Source organism: Elusimicrobiota bacterium (assembly GCA_016706425.1).
GTDB lineage: Bacteria > Elusimicrobiota > Elusimicrobia > FEN-1173 > FEN-1173 > JADJJR01.
On sequence record JADJJR010000001.1, the window covers coordinates 396388 to 412936 of the forward strand.

At 65.3% G+C, this 16549-nt stretch carries 12 protein-coding genes; 6 read left to right on the top strand and 6 right to left on the bottom strand.

All coding sequences use genetic code 11. The annotated features are described in order from the left end of the window. Positions 1-29: 29 nt before the first annotated feature. The 6 genes from IPI56_01740 to IPI56_01765 form a co-directional block, all read right to left on the bottom strand. Positions 30-2504, bottom strand: a complete 2475-nt coding sequence (locus tag IPI56_01740; protein ID MBK7544464.1) for a VCBS repeat-containing protein — start codon at positions 2502-2504, stop codon at positions 30-32. A 113-nt stretch (positions 2505-2617) separates the two neighbouring features. After that, positions 2618-4825, bottom strand: a complete 2208-nt coding sequence (locus IPI56_01745; protein ID MBK7544465.1) for a glycosyltransferase — start codon at positions 4823-4825, stop codon at positions 2618-2620. Next, positions 4822-5880 carry a HEAT repeat domain-containing protein gene (locus IPI56_01750; protein ID MBK7544466.1) on the bottom strand — a complete coding sequence of 353 codons (1059 nt, stop codon included), beginning with the start codon at positions 5878-5880 and terminating at the stop codon, positions 4822-4824. The genes IPI56_01745 and IPI56_01750 overlap by 4 nt, the downstream gene beginning before the upstream one ends. After that, a complete protein-coding gene (locus tag IPI56_01755; GenBank protein ID MBK7544467.1) occupies positions 5880-7418 on the bottom strand; it encodes a response regulator in 1539 nt (512 codons plus the stop codon). Before IPI56_01755 ends, IPI56_01750 begins: the two co-directional genes overlap by 1 nt. Then, entirely contained in the window at positions 7411-9588 is a 2178-nt protein-coding gene (locus IPI56_01760; protein MBK7544468.1) for a CHASE domain-containing protein, read from the bottom strand. The genes IPI56_01755 and IPI56_01760 overlap by 8 nt, the downstream gene beginning before the upstream one ends. Continuing rightward, positions 9585-9983, bottom strand: coding sequence for a response regulator (locus tag IPI56_01765; GenBank protein ID MBK7544469.1), 399 nt, complete (start codon positions 9981-9983; stop codon positions 9585-9587). Before IPI56_01765 ends, IPI56_01760 begins: the two co-directional genes overlap by 4 nt. A 351-nt stretch (positions 9984-10334) precedes the next feature. Here IPI56_01765 and IPI56_01770 point away from each other — a divergent pair, with 351 nt between their 5' ends. The 6 genes from IPI56_01770 (at position 10335) to IPI56_01795 (ending at position 16545) form a co-directional block, all read left to right on the top strand. After that, the gene (locus IPI56_01770; protein MBK7544470.1) at positions 10335-10898 is read left to right on the top strand and encodes a hypothetical protein; all 564 of its coding nucleotides are present in this window, start codon (positions 10335-10337) and stop codon (positions 10896-10898) included. Positions 10899-11032: 134 nt separating this feature from the next. Continuing rightward, on the top strand, positions 11033-11935 hold the full coding sequence (locus tag IPI56_01775) for a hypothetical protein (GenBank protein MBK7544471.1): 903 nt from the start codon (positions 11033-11035) through the stop codon (positions 11933-11935). A 102-nt stretch (positions 11936-12037) separates the two neighbouring features. Next, positions 12038-13528 (top strand): hypothetical protein, encoded by a 1491-nt coding sequence (locus IPI56_01780; protein MBK7544472.1) that lies wholly within the window; start codon positions 12038-12040, stop codon positions 13526-13528. Further along, a complete protein-coding gene (locus tag IPI56_01785; GenBank protein MBK7544473.1) occupies positions 13525-13953 on the top strand; it encodes a hypothetical protein in 429 nt (142 codons plus the stop codon). The genes IPI56_01780 and IPI56_01785 overlap by 4 nt, the downstream gene beginning before the upstream one ends. Next, on the top strand, positions 13950-15524 hold the full coding sequence (locus IPI56_01790; GenBank protein ID MBK7544474.1) for a hypothetical protein: 1575 nt from the start codon (positions 13950-13952) through the stop codon (positions 15522-15524). The genes IPI56_01785 and IPI56_01790 overlap by 4 nt, the downstream gene beginning before the upstream one ends. A gap of 13 nt (positions 15525-15537) precedes the next feature. Continuing rightward, complete coding sequence (locus tag IPI56_01795; GenBank protein ID MBK7544475.1) at positions 15538-16545, top strand: HAMP domain-containing protein; 1008 nt, start codon at positions 15538-15540, stop codon at positions 16543-16545. Positions 16546-16549 lie beyond the last annotated feature (4 nt).

Consider the following 16549-nt stretch of genomic DNA (forward strand, 5'->3'; position numbering starts at 1 on the left):
GATGGGGGGGGCTGGTTTTGGGGTTGGGGTTACGGATTGGCGGTGAGGGTGACGGTGAGGGTCTGTTGGTTTTCGGTGTCGGAAACGGTGGGCATGTCGAGGCGGAACCAGAGGGAGCGGTTTTGTCCGGCCGGAACGGCGACGCCGGTTTCACTTCCGTTGATGGTGAAGATCGCCCCGGTGGCCAGGGCGGCGGCGCCGGTGACGACGTCCTCCGCGCCGAAGGCCGCGGCCGCCGGCCGGGACGGATGGAAGCCCGCGGAAAGGACGGCCACGTTGGGGCCGGTCGGCAAAGAGGTGCCGATGGACCAAGGGCTTCCCGCTGTGGTCGTCGCGACCCAAAGGGAGTAGGTGCTGGTCACGTTCCCGTCGTTCAAGACGGTCACGCCGGTGGCGGAGTGGGAACTGCTTCCCACGATCAAGTTGCCGAAAGCGTAGGGGTCGCCCGCGGTGACGGTCACGGAACGGATATAAGGGGCGGGGGCGGAGCCGGCGGTGGCCGACACCACGGACCATTCCCCCACGTCGTCCCGGCTCCAAAGGACGAAATAATACGTGTCGTTGGTGGGCACGTTGATGACGGCGGATTGGGCGCTCCCGACGGGGGTGTTGGTGGCGATGCCGACGGTGGTGGCCCCGGCGGGGGTGGTGGCGGTGCTCCAGGGGGTGGCGGCGTCCGTGGAATACTGGACGCGGAACGCGCCCACCAACGGGTTGTAAAAATTATCGTCCCCGGGGGCGGACCAGGATAGGTTGATGTCCCCGGGGGCCGCCCCGGCAACGGCGGCGAGCGTGGACGTTCCGGGCGCCACGCCCGTCCAGAGGGTTTGATTGGCGCTGGGCGCGCTGGGGAGAAGCCCCGCGTCCATCGTGCGGACGCGGAAATAGTAGGTGGTGTCGGTCCGCAGTCCCGGGTGGGCGTTGTTCCCGGCCCACGGTTGGGTGGAACGCAAGATCACGCCGTGCCGGGTGTTCCCGTCGTAAAGGCGGGGGGGGCGGAGGTAATTGCCCGTCCGCGGTGTGGTCATGCGCATGGCGGGGATCGTGGCCCGGGAGAAATCGGACGACGTGGAAACCTCGAGGTCGTACGTCAAGGTAACGGCCGGGGTCGCTCCCGGGGCGACGTCCGCGGCGGGGTCCCATTTGAAGGTGGCCGAGGAATACCCGGTGGGGGAGAAAGCGAAAGACCCCGCGAGCGTGGGCGGCGCGCCCGGCGCCGCGGCGGTGCTGATGGTGTTGCGATAAACCCGCATTTGCCGGGCGTTCGCGCTGTCCGACCCGGAGATCAAAAGGTCGGGACTTCCGTCGGCGTTGTAATCGGCCCAAGCCAAGCCGCCGTTCTGCAATCCCAAATTGTTGGCGCTTTCCACGTTGAATTGGGTAAAGGCGAAACCGCCGTTGTTCCGGTAGAGCCAGACCTCCTCGTTCCCCGTGGCGGGCCGGGTGCCCACCACCGCGAAGTCCGGCACCCCGTCGTTGTTGGAGTCGCCGATGGCCAGGGCGCCGTTTCGAATTCCAAGGTTGGCCGCGCCGGGCGCTTCGAACGCGGTGAAGGTGAATCCGGGCCCGCCGTTGTTTCGGTAGGCGCGCAATTGGGCGTTGGTGCCGCTGTTGCCCATGGCGACCACGTCCAAAAGGCCGTCGTTGTTTAAATCCCCGAAAGCGACGTCGGCGTCGGACATCCCGCCCACGCCGGCCGTCACGTCCAACGGTCCGGCAAAACCGCCGTTTCCGTTGTTGGTGAAAAGGTGCAAGCGTCGCCCCCCGGCGGAGAGCCCGGCCACAAGCAAATCGAGGAACCCGTCGTTGTTGTAGTCCCCCCAGGCCACGCCGCTCCGGGTGGCGTAACCGTTCCCGGCGGCGCCGGGCACTTCGATTTGGGTGGGGTCGAAGGTCGCGTCGCCGTTGTTTCGGTACACCCGAAATTGCCGCGCGCCCGCCGGGTCGAGTCCGCTGACGGCCAAGTCCAGGTCCCCGTCGTTGTCGAAATCGCCGAGGGCGGGTTCCCCGCCGTCCAGCCCCGACCCGGCGTCCACGGGGATCGAACTGAAGGAAAGCCCGCCGTTGTTGCGGGCCACCAGGATCTGCCGGGTCGCCGCCCCCCCGCGATTGCCCGTGACGACAATGTCCAAGCGCCCGTCGCCGTTGAGGTCGCCCAGGGCCACTTCCCCCGACTGAAGGCCGTTGTTGAGTCCAAAGACTTCGGTTTGCGTGGCGTTGATGGCGTAGCCCGGCGCACCCCCGTTGGTGTAGACCCGCAATTGACGGTTCCCGGCGGAATCTTGCCCGCTGAGGACCAAATCCAAATCCCCGTCCCCGTCCATATCGCCCCAGGCGGCGCCGCCTTGTGTCAGTCGATCGGTGGCGGTCACGGGCTCCACTTCAATTTGGAGGGCGTTGTAAGGGAGGGCTTGGAGCCGGGGGGAGGCCTCGAAAAGGAGTGCCAGGCCCCCCAGGATAAACCAGCGTCGTCCCGGGAAAAGTGAACGAAAAAAGGAACGCATGCGGGCTCCTCATCGAACCGATGGGTCATTCGGCCTGTCCGGACCCGGCGGGTCCCGGTTGTTCTTTTATTCAGGATAAACGGGGAAAAGCGGTCTGTCAATGGACAAGCGAATCAATCCGGGGGGGGCGCCGATTCTTTCGTTGTTAAGGGCACGACGTGCTCCGCGGTGCCCCAGCGCCAAAAAAGCGTTCCCGACAACCCGCGCCGCGGCGGCAGGCCGATTTCGTCCTCCACCAGATAAATGAGGGCCGTTCCGAACCGAGGGTTCCAGAATTTTTGCGCGCGGGCGGCCAGGGAGGTGGTTTGGTCCCCCGTGACGCCGACGGCGACGGTGTTCACGGCGTTGCTGCTGGAGCGGCTCAGCGTCAATTCGAAAAAATCATCGGTCCGCGCCCCGTACCGGCGCAGGGCGATTTCCCGGGCGTAGCCGGCGCCCGTGGTTTGCGGGATCCAGCTGAAACGCGTTCGGGCATACCAACGGCCCGCGTATTTGGCCAGGGAAACCGCGTAAATGTCCACGTCGTCCAGGCGGAAATCCATGTGCCGGTAGCGGAAGGAAGCCTCCCACTGCTTGCCAAAGGATTGGAATATCTCCCCGTGCCCTTCGACCCGGGGGACCACCTCGGCCTTGACCACGGCTTGGAACCGGGCGTTGGCGTAGGCCTTGGGCCAGAGGGCCAGATAGCCCTCGGCGGCGCCGCCCCGGTCGGTGCGGCCGAACCGACGGTAGCGCAATCCTTCGACGGTGAGACTGCCCCGTCGGACTTTGCGCTCCATCACCCAGGTGGTGGTGTACCAGGCGTTGCGCGGCGGCCCGTAGCTCTGCCGCTCGTAGCTGTTGGAAAATTGCCAATACGCCCCCCGCGCGGGGGCGCCCGCCAGAAACAACGAAAGGAGGGTCAGTCCCGCGGCGATTTTGGCGGGGCGATGGAGGACCCCGAGTCGTTTCATCGCGCCCCACCCCTTGACCCGGAACAGGGACGTCAACAAACCGTGAAGGCGCCAGTACGTCACCAGTTGCCGGTACCCGAAATTCTCCAAAAAAGCGAGGACGAAGAGGTGCATGTAATCCCGGGTTCGGCGGAAACGATGAAAAGACTGTTCCTCCAGCGACACGGCGGCGATCGAAAGGGCCATCCCGAACCCGAAGGCCAGGAGCGCGAAGGCCGCCACATAGGCGGCGGACACCCGGCCACCGATCAGGGCCGCCACAAAAGCCACGTAGCCGAACAGCTCCACAACAGGCCCCAGCATTTCCAGAAAAAAATAATAGGGGAAGGCGATGAGGCCGGGCGCGCCGTAGCCGGGATTCCCCAGCATGCGGATGTGCCGCAGGAGCGAATCCACCAGCCCGCGTTGCCAGCGGTCGCGCTGTCGCGCCAGCCCCGACAGTCTTTCCGGGCATTCCGTCCAGGCGACGGGATCCGGCACGAAGGTGATGCGGTAAAGACGTTTTTTCTCCCGGCAAAAACGGTGCAGCCGGACGATCAGCTCCATGTCCTCGCCGACCGTGTCCCGGGCGAAGCCGCCGGCCTCGATCACCACCGACCGACGGAATAACCCGAAAGCCCCCGAGATGATCAGCAGGGCGGACATCGCGTCCCAGCCCATTCGGCCCGTCAAAAAGGCACGCAAATACTCCAACACCTGGAACCGGGCCAGCCAGCGGTCGGGCATGCGGACGTCCGTCAGAACCCCCCCCTTGAACACGCAGCCGTTGGCGATGCGCACCAACCCCCCGGCGGCGACCGTGGTGTCGTTTTCGATGAAGGGGCGGACGATGCGCTTGAGCGCGTCGCGTTCCAGGACGCAATCCGCGTCCATGGCGCAAAAAAGCGGCGTCCGGCAATGGTTGAGCCCGGCGTTCAGGGCGTCGGCCTTGCCGCCGTTTTCCTTGTCCAAAACCCACAACCGGGGATGGCGGGCGCTGCGCAACGTGGCGCGCACGCGCGCGGTCGGCAACGTGGCGAGGGGAAACCGGTTCGCGGGAACGAGATCGAAAGCCCGGGCCAATTCGCCCAGGGTGTCGTCGGTGGACCCGTCGTTGATCACGAGGATTTCGTAATCGCCGTACTCCAGCGTCAGCAACGATTTGACCGCTTCCACGCAGGTGGGTTCTTCGTTGTGAGCGGGAACGAGGAGCGTGATGGCGGGGGCGCCGCCCCGGGCGACGTAGTCGTCGAGGACATGCAGGAGTCGTGACCGGGAGGCGTGACGCCGAAGGGCCGCGATGGAAAATCCGGCCGTGAGCAGCTGCGACCCGTTGAGCAGGACGAAATACAACAGCGCGAACGCATTGAACCCGTCGAGGAACGTCACGTGGACTCCAGGATCTGCCGCGCCAAAACCGCGCGCGGGTGGGGGGAAGACGCCACCGCCCGCAGGAAAGTGAGCGCCCCGATGCGTTTCAGGGCGTCCGCGGCGTGGGACGCGACCCACACGTTCGGTGTGTCGAAAAAGTCCCGCAGAAACGCTTCCTCGCCGGGGCCGCCCACCCGCCCCAGGGCGGTCAAAGCGGCCGCGCGGACGAAAAAAGACGGCGCCGCGCAGGCGGCGCGGATCGATTCCAAATGCTCGGGTCGTCCCAGGTTCTTCAAAATCGCAAGGACGGCGCTCAGGATTTCCGGATCGGTTTCATTCGACAAAACACGCGCGGCGCAGTCCCCGGCCAAGGGGTCCTGCAGACGCACCAACGATTGCGCCGCAATTTGGCGAGCGCGGAGGCCGCGCCCGCGGTCCTCGAGAATTTGGCGCAAGTCCCCGGCGATCCCCGCGCCCACCTGCCCCAGAAGAAAAGACAACAAGCCGGTGTCCCACGTCCCGAACCGGTCCAGGCGTTGGAGCACCGTGCGCGCGTCGTCCGCCGAGCGATGGGTCAAAAGGACAAAGGCGGCGGTCACGGCCACGGAAGACGAAGGGTCGTCCAGCGCCGCGCGGATCGGTTCGTTGAAGCGGACGGGGGCCAGGAGGCCCAACGTGTAGACCGCGCGCGCCCTTTTTTCCGGGTCGGGGTCCGGGAGACGCTCGGCCACGGCGCCCAGGAACGGCGCCGCCAGGGTGGTCAGAACCCGGCGTTCGGGCCCGCGCAATCTTCGGGCGAATTGGAGGAGGAAGTGGGAAAAGGCCGAGGCTTGGTTTTTCCCAACCAAACGCAGGAGGACGGGGGGGCCTTCCTCCCCCGAAAGGACCCGGAGGATGGCGCGCGTCCAGGTTTCTTGGATCGCCCGCTCCGACCTGGATTTTTGAAAGGAGCGGGCGCCCGCGAGGACGGCGTAAACCGCGAAACCGCAGGCCAACAAGAAAAGCCCCAGGCCCGCGCCCGCCATACACCAAAGAAGCCGGTCGGGGGGGGCCGCGGGGAGGGACAATCCCATCACTTGGATTTCATGTGGCGGTGAACCCGCGCCACGAGCTCCACCGGTGAAAACGGTTTTAGAATATAATCGTCGGCCCCGAGGGCAAGGCCCCGGACCACATCGTTTTCACCCCCCATGGAGGTCAACATCAGAATCGGCGTTTTTTCAAAAGCGGGAACCGCGCGGAGGCGCTCCAGCAGTTCAAAGCCGTCCATCGCCGGCATTTTCACGTCCAAGATCATCAAATCGGGGTTTGTGTCGGAGGCCGCCGCCAACGCGGCGGCGCCGTCCATAAAGGGGGCGACGAGAAACCCTTCCCGCTCCAGACGGTGACGCACCAGGGCGATGACCAGTTCGTCGTCGTCGACGACCATGATCGTTTTTCGGGTTCGGCCGACGCCCTTGCGGTGCAGGGCGATTCGTCCCGCCCCCTGGGCCCGGGCCTCGGCGAGGGCCTCCGTTGCGCGCGAAAGCAGGACCTCCACCGTGACGCCCTCCTCGGCCTCCGTCACCCCCGCGGAAAAGGTGACCCGCGTGGTGGAGCCCTGGGGAAGCGGGTACCGTTCCGTGGACAGGGCGCCCAGGGCGCGTTCCAGGGTCAGGATCGCCGTGTCGGTGGCCACCGATGGAAAAAGCGCCGCCAGCCGATCCCCTTCCCAACGGGTCAGCACGCCCATGGGTTGAATGGCGCGCCCCACGGCCTTGGCCGCCCAGGCCAAAATGTCTTCGGCGGCCCCGTCTCCCTGGGACGCGCGGATCACGGCCAGGGTGTCCACTTCCATCAGTCCGACGCTTATGACCCGCTGCGGGCCCGGCAAAAGCAATTCCGCGCGGCGGAAAAGCTTGAGAAAACCCGCGCGATTGGGGAGCCCGGTTGAAAGGTCACGCTCAAACCCGGCGGGGGACCCCTCCCCGGGGCGCAAACGTTTTTCCACTTCCCGCGCCAGGGCCTCGAGTTCCAGGGGTTTGGAAAAGCAGGCGTCGGCCCCTAAAGACAGGCATTCCTGGCGCACGGGCCCGCTGGCCCAGGCGCTCAAAACCAACACGGGGATCGAGGCCGTCTCGGGGAGCCCTTTCCATTTGGACAACAAACGACGCCCGTCGATATCCGGCAATACCAAGTCCAGCAGGATCAAGGCCGGGGGGTGTTCTTTGAGGCGGTGTTCCGCCTCGAGGGCGGTGTGCGCCACGGTGACCGCGCGGCCGGTCGAGCCCAATTTGGCCGCCAAAAGGGCCGTGACGTCGGCGTCGTCATCAACAATCAAAACGCCCGAACGTTCGTCCCCCGTCAAGACCGAAGCCATGACGCGCAGCAGATCCTCGGTGCGGGCGCCGAGAGTCTCGGACGCCGCGCGTTCCACCGCCTGGGCGTGCTGCGAAATTTGCGGGAAACCGTAGGAGGCCCCGGAGCCCGTGAGCAGGTGGGCCAGCCGCCGGATCTCGGCCTCCGCCCCTTCCGCGCGGTTGCGCCAGCGTTCAAGTGCCAGTTCCACGGCGTGCCGCTTGTCGGGCAGAACCCGGCGGTACCAGAGTTTCAGTTCGGCGCTGTCATCCACGCGGCGCCTCCGTCGGCTTCGAGGGACCGGGTTGAAACACCACACGGAACACCGAACCCCGATCGACTTCGCTCTCCAGTTCCATGCGAAACCCCAAAAGGTCGACCAGGGCCCGCGACACCGTCAGCCCCAGGCCCGTGCCGCCGAATTTCCGCGCGGTGCCGTTATCGACTTGCTGAAACGCCTCGAAAATCCGGCCCACCTTGTCGGGCGGTATCCCGATGCCGGTGTCGGCCACCTCCAGCGCGGACGGCGCGCCGTCCGCCCCGGCGCGGACGCGGACCGTCACGGACCCTTGCGGAGTGAACTTCATGGCGTTGCCGATAAGGTTGATGAGCACTTGTTTCAATTTCCCCGGGTCCGTTTGGAGGGGAGTCGTTGGCCCGGGCAAGTCCGAACGCAGAACCACCGGGCCCCCTTCGGGCAGCCCCCCCCTCAGTTGTTCGACGGTCTCCGTGACCAGCCGCCCCAAATCCACCGCGGCGTTGTTAACGGGCATGCGACCGGCCTCGACCCGCGAGAGGTCCAGGATGCTGTTGATCAATTCCAGAAGGTGCAATCCGTTTCCTTGGATCTTTTGAAGCCGGACGAGGTCTTCGGGACCGAGGTTCTCTTTTTTGTTTTTCAGGAGCAGGTTGGCGAATCCGATGACCGAGTTGAGAGGGGTGCGCAGTTCGTGGCTCATTTGGGCCAGGAAGACGCTTTTGGCCTTGTTCGCGGCATCCGCCTCGTTTTTCGCTTGGCGCAGGGCCGCTTCCAAGTATTTTTGTTCTGTGATGTCTTCAACGACGCAAAGAATATATCGGAATTGCCCCTGGGCGTCTTTGATCGGCACCCGGCGCACACGCAACATTCTCCGTTTCCGCATACGGGTCGTCACGAATTCCAGGTCGGTCTCGCTGGGGCGCCCCGACGCCACCACCGCGCGATCGTGCGACTCAAACACGTCGGCTTCTTCCGGGAGAAAACAATCGTGGTTGCGTCGGCCGATCATTTCCCAACGGGAGATTCCCAAAAGGCGTTCCCCCGCCGGGTTGACGTGCACGAACCGGAGTTTTTCCGCGTCTTTAACATAGACGACCGACGGCATTTCGTGGAGGACGGAATCGAGGAAAAGGACCGACTGGCGCATTTCCAGCGTCAATGTCCGGGCCAATTGAAGGGCGTCCGTGTGCGCCCGACGGTTTCCAATCACCAGCCCCCCGCCCACCGCCGCGATCAGAAAACCGCCCACCAGAACCCACACGGCCGGCAACCGGAACCAGGGGTCCCCCTTTCCCGATGGGGTTACAACCAAGAGCCAGGAGCGATCCGCGGCCGGGACCGTCGTGGAGAATTCCGGGCCCGGGATTTTGACGGGGGGCGATCCCACGAGCCAACTGCCCGGGGGAGGTGTCGCGGTGTCCCACAAGGCAAAATCCAAGGGGCCCGCCCGTGTTTTTATGGTCTCTCTCAATCGCGGCATGGCGAGCGCGACAACGATAAAACCGCGCAGGAGTTTCCGGCGTTCGGCCACTGAAGACGGGGCGGGGCCGTTCCGGTAGACCGCTGCGTAAAAAACGACACCCCGGGTGGCGACTCCGCCCACGCCGCCTTTGAGGGGCAGGGGCGCGGTGACGGCCACTCCCCCCGAATCCCGGGCTTTTTCCATGGCGGTTCGCCGGTCGGGATCCGCCCAGCTGTCGTACCCCGACAAAACACGCTGGGTTCCGAAATGCGAGGTAAAAAAAAGGAGCGGGGCGGATTCCTCTCGTCGACCTGACGGGGGGGGCGTCCGCGGGGAAAAGCCACCGGGACGGGACCCGGGGGCGGCCGCCCTCAAGAAGGGGGCGTACCCCAAGTTAATGGGGCCGTCCGGTTTCAAATTCAAGGCATTGATGTACCCCGACCAAAGGCCCGCGTCGAGCCGGTCGTGGGTTTGGAAGGCGGCCCGGGTCGTCAAGGCGGTGTTTTCGCAGGCGCGAATCGATTCGGTCAAAAGGTTTTGCCCCAGGTTCAAAGCGCGCGCCATTTCGGAGCGACGCTCGCGCGCGTTCCAGCGGTGAACCCCCCAGGTCAGAAAAATGGTCAAGGTGACAAGACCGCACCCCAGGTATTTGGCCAAGGACAAGCCTTGTTCCACGCGGCCCAACAACCGCGGGGCGGGGAGATCGGGAGACGAAAGATTCATACGGGGGGGGGCGGTTTGTTTCCGCTTTGGGCGCGAGCCAGGCCGCGTTGGATGGCGGTCAACAGCAGGGTTTCATCGACGATGGGTTTCGCCACGTAGTCGTCGAACCCGGCGGCCAAAAACCGTTCCCGATCGCCGTCCATGGCGTGGGCCGTGAGGGCGATGGCGGGAACGATTTTCAATTGGGGGAACTCCCGCAGCGCGCGGAGCACGGCCAACCCGTCCATGCCGGGCAGGGAAATGTCGAGCAGGAGGAGGTCCGGCGGGGACGCGGGCAAGGCGGCGATCGCGGCCGCGCCTTCGTCGAATTCCACCAGGCGGAAGAAATCTTCCAGAATGCCTTTCAGCAGCAGACGGTTGTCTTCGTTGTCTTCGATGATGGCGATGGATTGCATGGCGCTCTCCCCGCCCTATATACCCCCCAACGGGGAATTTGTCCAGACCCGGTTGCGGTTCGATGTTAAAAACACTTGCAAGGGAGGACGGATGGGGTTATATAAAGCTTGGGTTCACCAAAACCACAGGGGGAAACTTCCCCCGGCGCGAGGTAAAATGCTTCACCCACCCGTTGTTTATGTCGGTCCCACGACCCCGTTCACCCAACGGGGGTTCGCTCCCCTCTGTCCTCTGTTTTTCTTTGCGGCGCGCGGTTTTGAAGAACCCCCCTCGGCATTCTTCGAGGGGAAAAGAACGGATTCGGATGCAATCGCCGGATTCCGGCGATACAACCTCAAGGAGGCAGCACAATGAAAACAACGATGCGGAAAATGATGATGATGGGCGTGATGATGGTGGCCGCCGGCGGCGCCATGGCCGCGGTGACGGACACGGTGGTGTTGACGGTGACGCCGACGGGAACGAAAAGCGTCTCGATCGACCGGGCGAGCTACGACTTCGGGGCGTTGGTCCTCGCGACCACCGACAACCTGTCTTCGTCCGCCACGGTGACCAACGACGGCAACATCGTCTCCACCTGGGCCCTGCGCGTCAGCGCGAACGACGGCGTGTGGACGGCGGCCACGGGCGTCCAGGTCCCGGCGGCGGACCGTTACAAATTGATGGCCCTGTTCGATGACCCGACCGTGGGCGGAGCTCCGGTGACGGCGAACTTCGACACGACCAACGACGTGTTGGTCTCCGCGGGCCCCGGCCTCGGCACGTTGTCCAGCGCGACCAACTACGCCGGCGACCAATCGGGCGAAGCCGTGACGGTGGGCGCGACCCGCGGTCTGTGGTTCCGGTTGGACATGCCGACCTCGTCGAGCGTCAGCACCCAGCGGAGCTTCACGGTCGAAATCGAAGCGCAATAACGACCGGCCGTCCCTGAGGGGGTTGCTCGGAATCCGAAACGACACCGGGCGGGAGCGGAGACGCGAGCGTTTCCGGCTCCCGCCGCGGAGCGGCGGCGGACCGAACAGCGCCCCGAAGCGAGAAGGAGAGGCGAATGATGAAGTCAAGGCGATGGAGCGGGATCGTCCTGTGGGCGGCGGTGGTCGCCGTCCCCGTGGCGGCCAAAATGTCCCTGGCGGTGCGGTTTCCGGACGTGGTTCTGGAAAACGTCGCCCCGGGCCTCGTGTTGAACCTGCGTCAAGCGAAAGGGGTTCCCTACGTGGTGATCAACAATTCGGACACGGCGGTCGACATCCAGGTGGACGTGGAGTTGCCGGGCCCGCAGCGAATCAACCCCAAAGAGGGTTACGAACCGGCGCCGGACGCGGGATGGATTCGCGTCGTGCCCAACCGGTTCCGCCTGGGTCCGGGGGAGGTGGGGACGGCGGAGGTCATCCTGTCGGTTCCGAACGACCCCGCCCTGCAGGGCCGGCATCTTCAAATCAACCTCCACGCGCGCACCCTGACCACCGGTCAATTGGCGTTGGCCGTCAACCATTACGTGCGTTTCTCCGTCGGTGCGATGGGGCCGACGGCGCTGGCGAAGGAGCGGGACCGGGTGGCTCTGGGTCGTCTGGATCTCGACATGACCCCCAGCCTGCGGCTCGACAAGGTCCCGGTGGGACGTCCCATCAACATAAAGGACATGTATGGCGCGGCCGTCAAAATCGCCAACAAAGGGAACGAGGCCGTCCGCCTCAAACTGGTGAGCGCGAAGTTGCAAAACAGCCTCCGCGAGCCGGGGTGGGACGAGCCGAAGGATCCCGGATGGCTGACGGTCCGACCGGACACGCTCAAGTTGAAACCGAATCGGATCGCCGAGGCGCGGTTGTCCCTCAACATTCCGGACGCGCCGGATAACCGGGGGCGGAAGTTTCTGTTCCTCCTCACCGGCGAATTGGCCGACTTGGGCATCCCGCTTCAGTACACGACGCGGGTTTATGTGACGACGGAATAAGGAGAACGGCGGGAGAAAAGGAGATCGGTGGGTGAAATGAGGCAACACGGAGGGACTTGCCTGGGCAGGCTCAGGGCCTGGATTCCGCGAGGAATCCTGACCGTGGGCCTCTTTGTCTTCGGCGGCGCCGCGCGCGCCGCGCCGACGGACAGCCTGGTGTTCACCGTGTCGATTCTTGACGTCGATCCCCCCGCGGCCATCGCGCCCCTCAACGCGACGGCCTCCGTCACGCCCGGGCAGGTGGTGTTGGATTGGCTCGCCCCCGACGAAGACGGCGTGGGGCTGAACGGCGAAGCCGTCCAGACTTACCTCGTCCGTTACGCGACGTTCTCCATCGCCGATGTCGGGGGGAACGCCGCCCTGTGGTGGGCGACCGCCACGGCGGAGCCTTTCCTCGGGGTCCCCCAGGCGCCCGGCCAACCGGAAGTGATGGTGCTCGCCCTGGCGGAGGCCACCCGCTATTACTTCGCCGTCCGATCGATCGACGCGTCCGGCAACGTGTCGCCGCTCGACAACACCGTCCCCCAGGCGAACGCCCTGACCCGGTCGTCCGACGCGGAAATCCCCGTCGCGGTGGCCGGCGTGCGCGCCACCCGGGCGGGCGCCAATCACGTCGTGACTTGGCCGGCCGTGACGCGCAACATGGACGGTTCTCCCGCCGGGGACATCGTCGGGTATCGGGTGTATTCCTCGACGAGCCTTTTCGGGTTTGAAACTTCCAGCAACACCGTCGGGTTCGTCCCGGAGGGCGCGCGCAGCGTGGCGTTGGCCGCGGGGACGGATCTTTATTACCTCATCCGCGCGGTGGACGCGACGGGCAACGAGTCGCCCGTGGCGCCCTCCAATTTCTTCCGCGTGACGGTCCCCGACGGGATCGTCTTCGGGGCGCGTGAGGCCGGCGGCACCGTGAGCGCAGCGTTCCTCGCGCGGGCGCTGTGGCCGGAGCTGACCCGCGGGGGCGCGGATTATCTATTGAGCGTGACCCCGGACGCGACCCCGGCCCTCGCGACGGGAACGTGGAACCGGGGCACCTACCGGGTCGGCCTGGCGAATCCCGACGGGTCGGCCGCGTCCAACACCGCGGCCTTCTCGGGGGCCGAAATGACGGTCACGTTGGAATACACGGTCCTCCCCGGCGATGACGCCGCGCGGATCGGGGTGTTCTGGTGGAACGGAAAGACCTGGATCAAGATGGGGCGGACGAACGCGCAATCCGCGACCGCGCCCCGCACGGTCACGTTCCAAACGGCGTTCCCCGGGGTGTATCAGGTGCGGAACTACGCAACCCCCGACGGGCTCTCCCTCGATCGGGCCAGCGTGGTGCCGCGGATCTTCACGCCGAACGGCGACGGCATCAACGACGCCGTCTACTTCTATCTGGAGAATCCGCGCCTGTCCGCCTTGGACGGGGGAATCATCGACCTGTCCGGCGCCGAAGTGAGCCCGTTGACCCGGGTCACGGGCGCCGCCGACAACGTCATGATGTGGGACGGCCGGGATTCCACTGGACATATCGTCCGCGCGGGGGTATACATTTATAAGATCCGGGGCGAAGGGAAAACCTTCTCCGGGAGCGTGGTGGTGGCGAAATGATCTCACTCACGAAGACATCGGGCCGCGCGCCGCGGCCGTTTCCACCGATCCGGGTCGGCTTGTTGCTGGCTCTGGGGGCTTTGCTCGTTGCCGGCCGCTCCGCGCGCGCGTTGTCCCTCAACCCCGACGCCGGCGTGGCCCCCAAAGTGTTCACCCCCAACGCGGACGCGATCAACGACGTGGTGTGTTTTCAGATGGACAACCCCGCTTTGACGGAATTGCGCGGCACGGTCTCCGACGCCGCCGGGGCCGAAGTGGCGGAGCTTCGCCCGGCCACCGCGGCGTGCGCCCCGCCCCACGACGTCTACGATTTGATGTGGGACGGACGGGACCGCGCCGGCCGCACCGCGCCGGCGGGGCCTTACATTTATCGAATCGAAGGGGAGGGAGTCATGTTCACCGGCGTTGTGGTGGTGGCGAAATGAATCGCCCCCGCGGGCTGTGGCGGATGGGCCTGATCCTCGGGGGAGCCGCGCTGGCCGTTTCGACGGGCCGCGCCTTTGATGAGTTGGCGGTGGGGGCGCGCCCCACCTCGATGGGCGGCGCGTTCACGGCGCTGGCGGACGACATGCACGCCTTGTATTACAACCCCGCCGGGTTGGCGGATTTGGCCCGTCCCGAGCTGGGGGTCTATTACGCCCGCCTGTTTCCTTCCTTGTCCGACCAGACCCGTTCCGCCCAGGCGTTTTTGGGGGGAGCCTCCCCGCTGTCGCCGGACGGCCGGTGGGGGAGCGCGGGTCTCGGTTACCAGGAATTGCGGGTCGACGATCTCTTCAAAGAGAGGACTTTTTCGCTCGCCTACGGCCGGCGCTTGCCGGGCCCCCGGTGGGACCGGTTGGCCCTGGGGGGGGGATTGAAATTCCTCAACCGCGATTACGGCGTGGGCAACGCCGTCATCCCCGATCCCGTCTTTAACGGAGGGCGTTCGGTGTCGGCGGTGGGTTTGGATTTCGGCGCGCTTTACACTCTGGTCCCCCACGTGAAAACCGGGTTGGCGTTTCAAAACATCAATCGACCGGATCTGGGGCTCGTCAGCGATGATCGGTTGCCTTTGGTGACGCGCTGGGGTGTGGCCTACGACAACAACGATTTAAGGGTGACCGCGGACCTGACGCGCGGGGCCTATTTGATCGGACGAAACGACCACCGGTTCCTGGTCGGGGCCGAGCGGCGGTGGTTGCTGCGGCGCTACGGGCTCGTGGCGGTTCGGGGCGGGGCGGGGTTCGGCAATCGGGATTACCGCCGCATCAACATGGGCCTCGGGTACGAGGTGAACGGCGTGGGCTTGGATTACGTGTTCGCCCTGCCCCTGGGCGCGGCGGACGACACCGGCAATCTGCACAACGTGGCCTTGTCCTACCGGTTCGGGAGGGCCCCCGCGGAGGACGAATTGCTGTCTTTGATCGCCCAGGAGCGGGAGGCCACCGTGCGGGCGGAGGAAGCCTTGAAAATAGCCGAGGCGGAGGCTCTGTTCGTGAAGGAAGAAAGGAACAGCTTGCTCGCTCAATACACCCAAGAGATCGAGAGATTGAAAGAGGCTTTGGCGAACGCCCCGAAAGGCGGGGCGGTAAAACCCGCCCCGGCCGCCCCGCGCGTGTTCACGGCGGAGGAACGCGAGCGGTTCGCCCGGGAAAAAGCGGTCAAGGAATTCGCCGCGGCCTACCAGGCCTCCTACCGGGCTTACCGCGTTCAAGTGGAACGCGGGGCCACGCTTTCCAAGCGCCAGGAATTGTTGAGCGCGTTGGTGCGCCGGTACGAGAACAAAGGGATCGATTTGTCGACGGTGCGGAACGAGCAGGAACGCGTCAAATCCGACTTGGCCCAAGTCTCCAGCGATTTCCGCATCACCCTGGACTTTTACAAAAAGACGGTCGCCCAGGGGGCGGACGCGGCCGAGCGCGTTTCCCTGCTCGAACGCATGTTGAAAAAATACCAGAAGACGGGCATCGACTTGACGGAAGTCCGCGAAGAGCTCAATCGGCTCAACAAACCGTGAGGCTTTCGAACCGGTGACCCTCCGCGCGAAAGTCACGTTGTTCTCGTTTCTCTTCCTGGCCGCTTCCGGGGCGGTCGGGGCGTGGTGCCTCATAAACATTCGTCGCGAAGAGGACGCCTTCAACCGGAGCCGTCTCGCCCTCAACACCCACGCGGCGGTCACCGACATTGAATATTTCCTCAACCGCCAGAGCCGCGCCTTGGCCAATTATGTCCTGTTGGGGGACGAGGCCGAGAAGCTTCAACTGGTTCAGGCGCAAACCCGCTGCCGTCAGCGGGTCGAGGATTGGCAAAAGGCCGTCCAGGCGGGGAACGCCGTCGGCGATGAGATCCGCATCGTGCAGGGGTTGTTGAAACGGGTCGCCGGGGAGGCGCAAACCGTTTTAAAAGGCGTGGATGCCGGGCGGCGGGTGGAAGCGATGGAGGCGGTGGAAAAAACTTTTGGTCCGGTGTTTGATCGGGCGCTCAAGGATTTCCACGCGGTAAAAGGGCGCACGGAGGACGCCAAGGCCGAGACCGAAGCGGGCATGTTGGACAACCTGCGGCGGAACCACATGAACCTTTTGGGCGGGTTGATATTCTTGGCGGTTCTCGGCTTGACGTTCTTGTTGTGGCAGTACCGGGCGACCATCGGGCCGGTCAACGCCCTGCGGCGTTGGGCGGACCGGATGGCCCGGGGCGAGAGGAACGTGCCCCTGGGTTTCTGGGGGCAAAACGAATTGATGGATTTGGCCCAGAGCATCGGGGAAATGGCCATTCAACTGATGCGGCCCCGGAGCCTCCCTGTGGAAAGACGCGCGGCCCCCGCGGTGGCGGGGCCCTCGGAGGTGGGCGCCCTGGTCGCGGCGGTCGCCCCCGCCCCGGCGCCATCGGCGGTTCCGCCCCCGGCCCCGGTGACCGCCAAAACCACCCCGCTCGGTGACAAGGCCAAGGACAACTTCGAGGAAGCGGTTGACGAATTCCGCGACGTGCTGGCCCAGCTGGCCGGCCAACAACCCAACAAATCCCGCAAGCTCGGCTGATTTT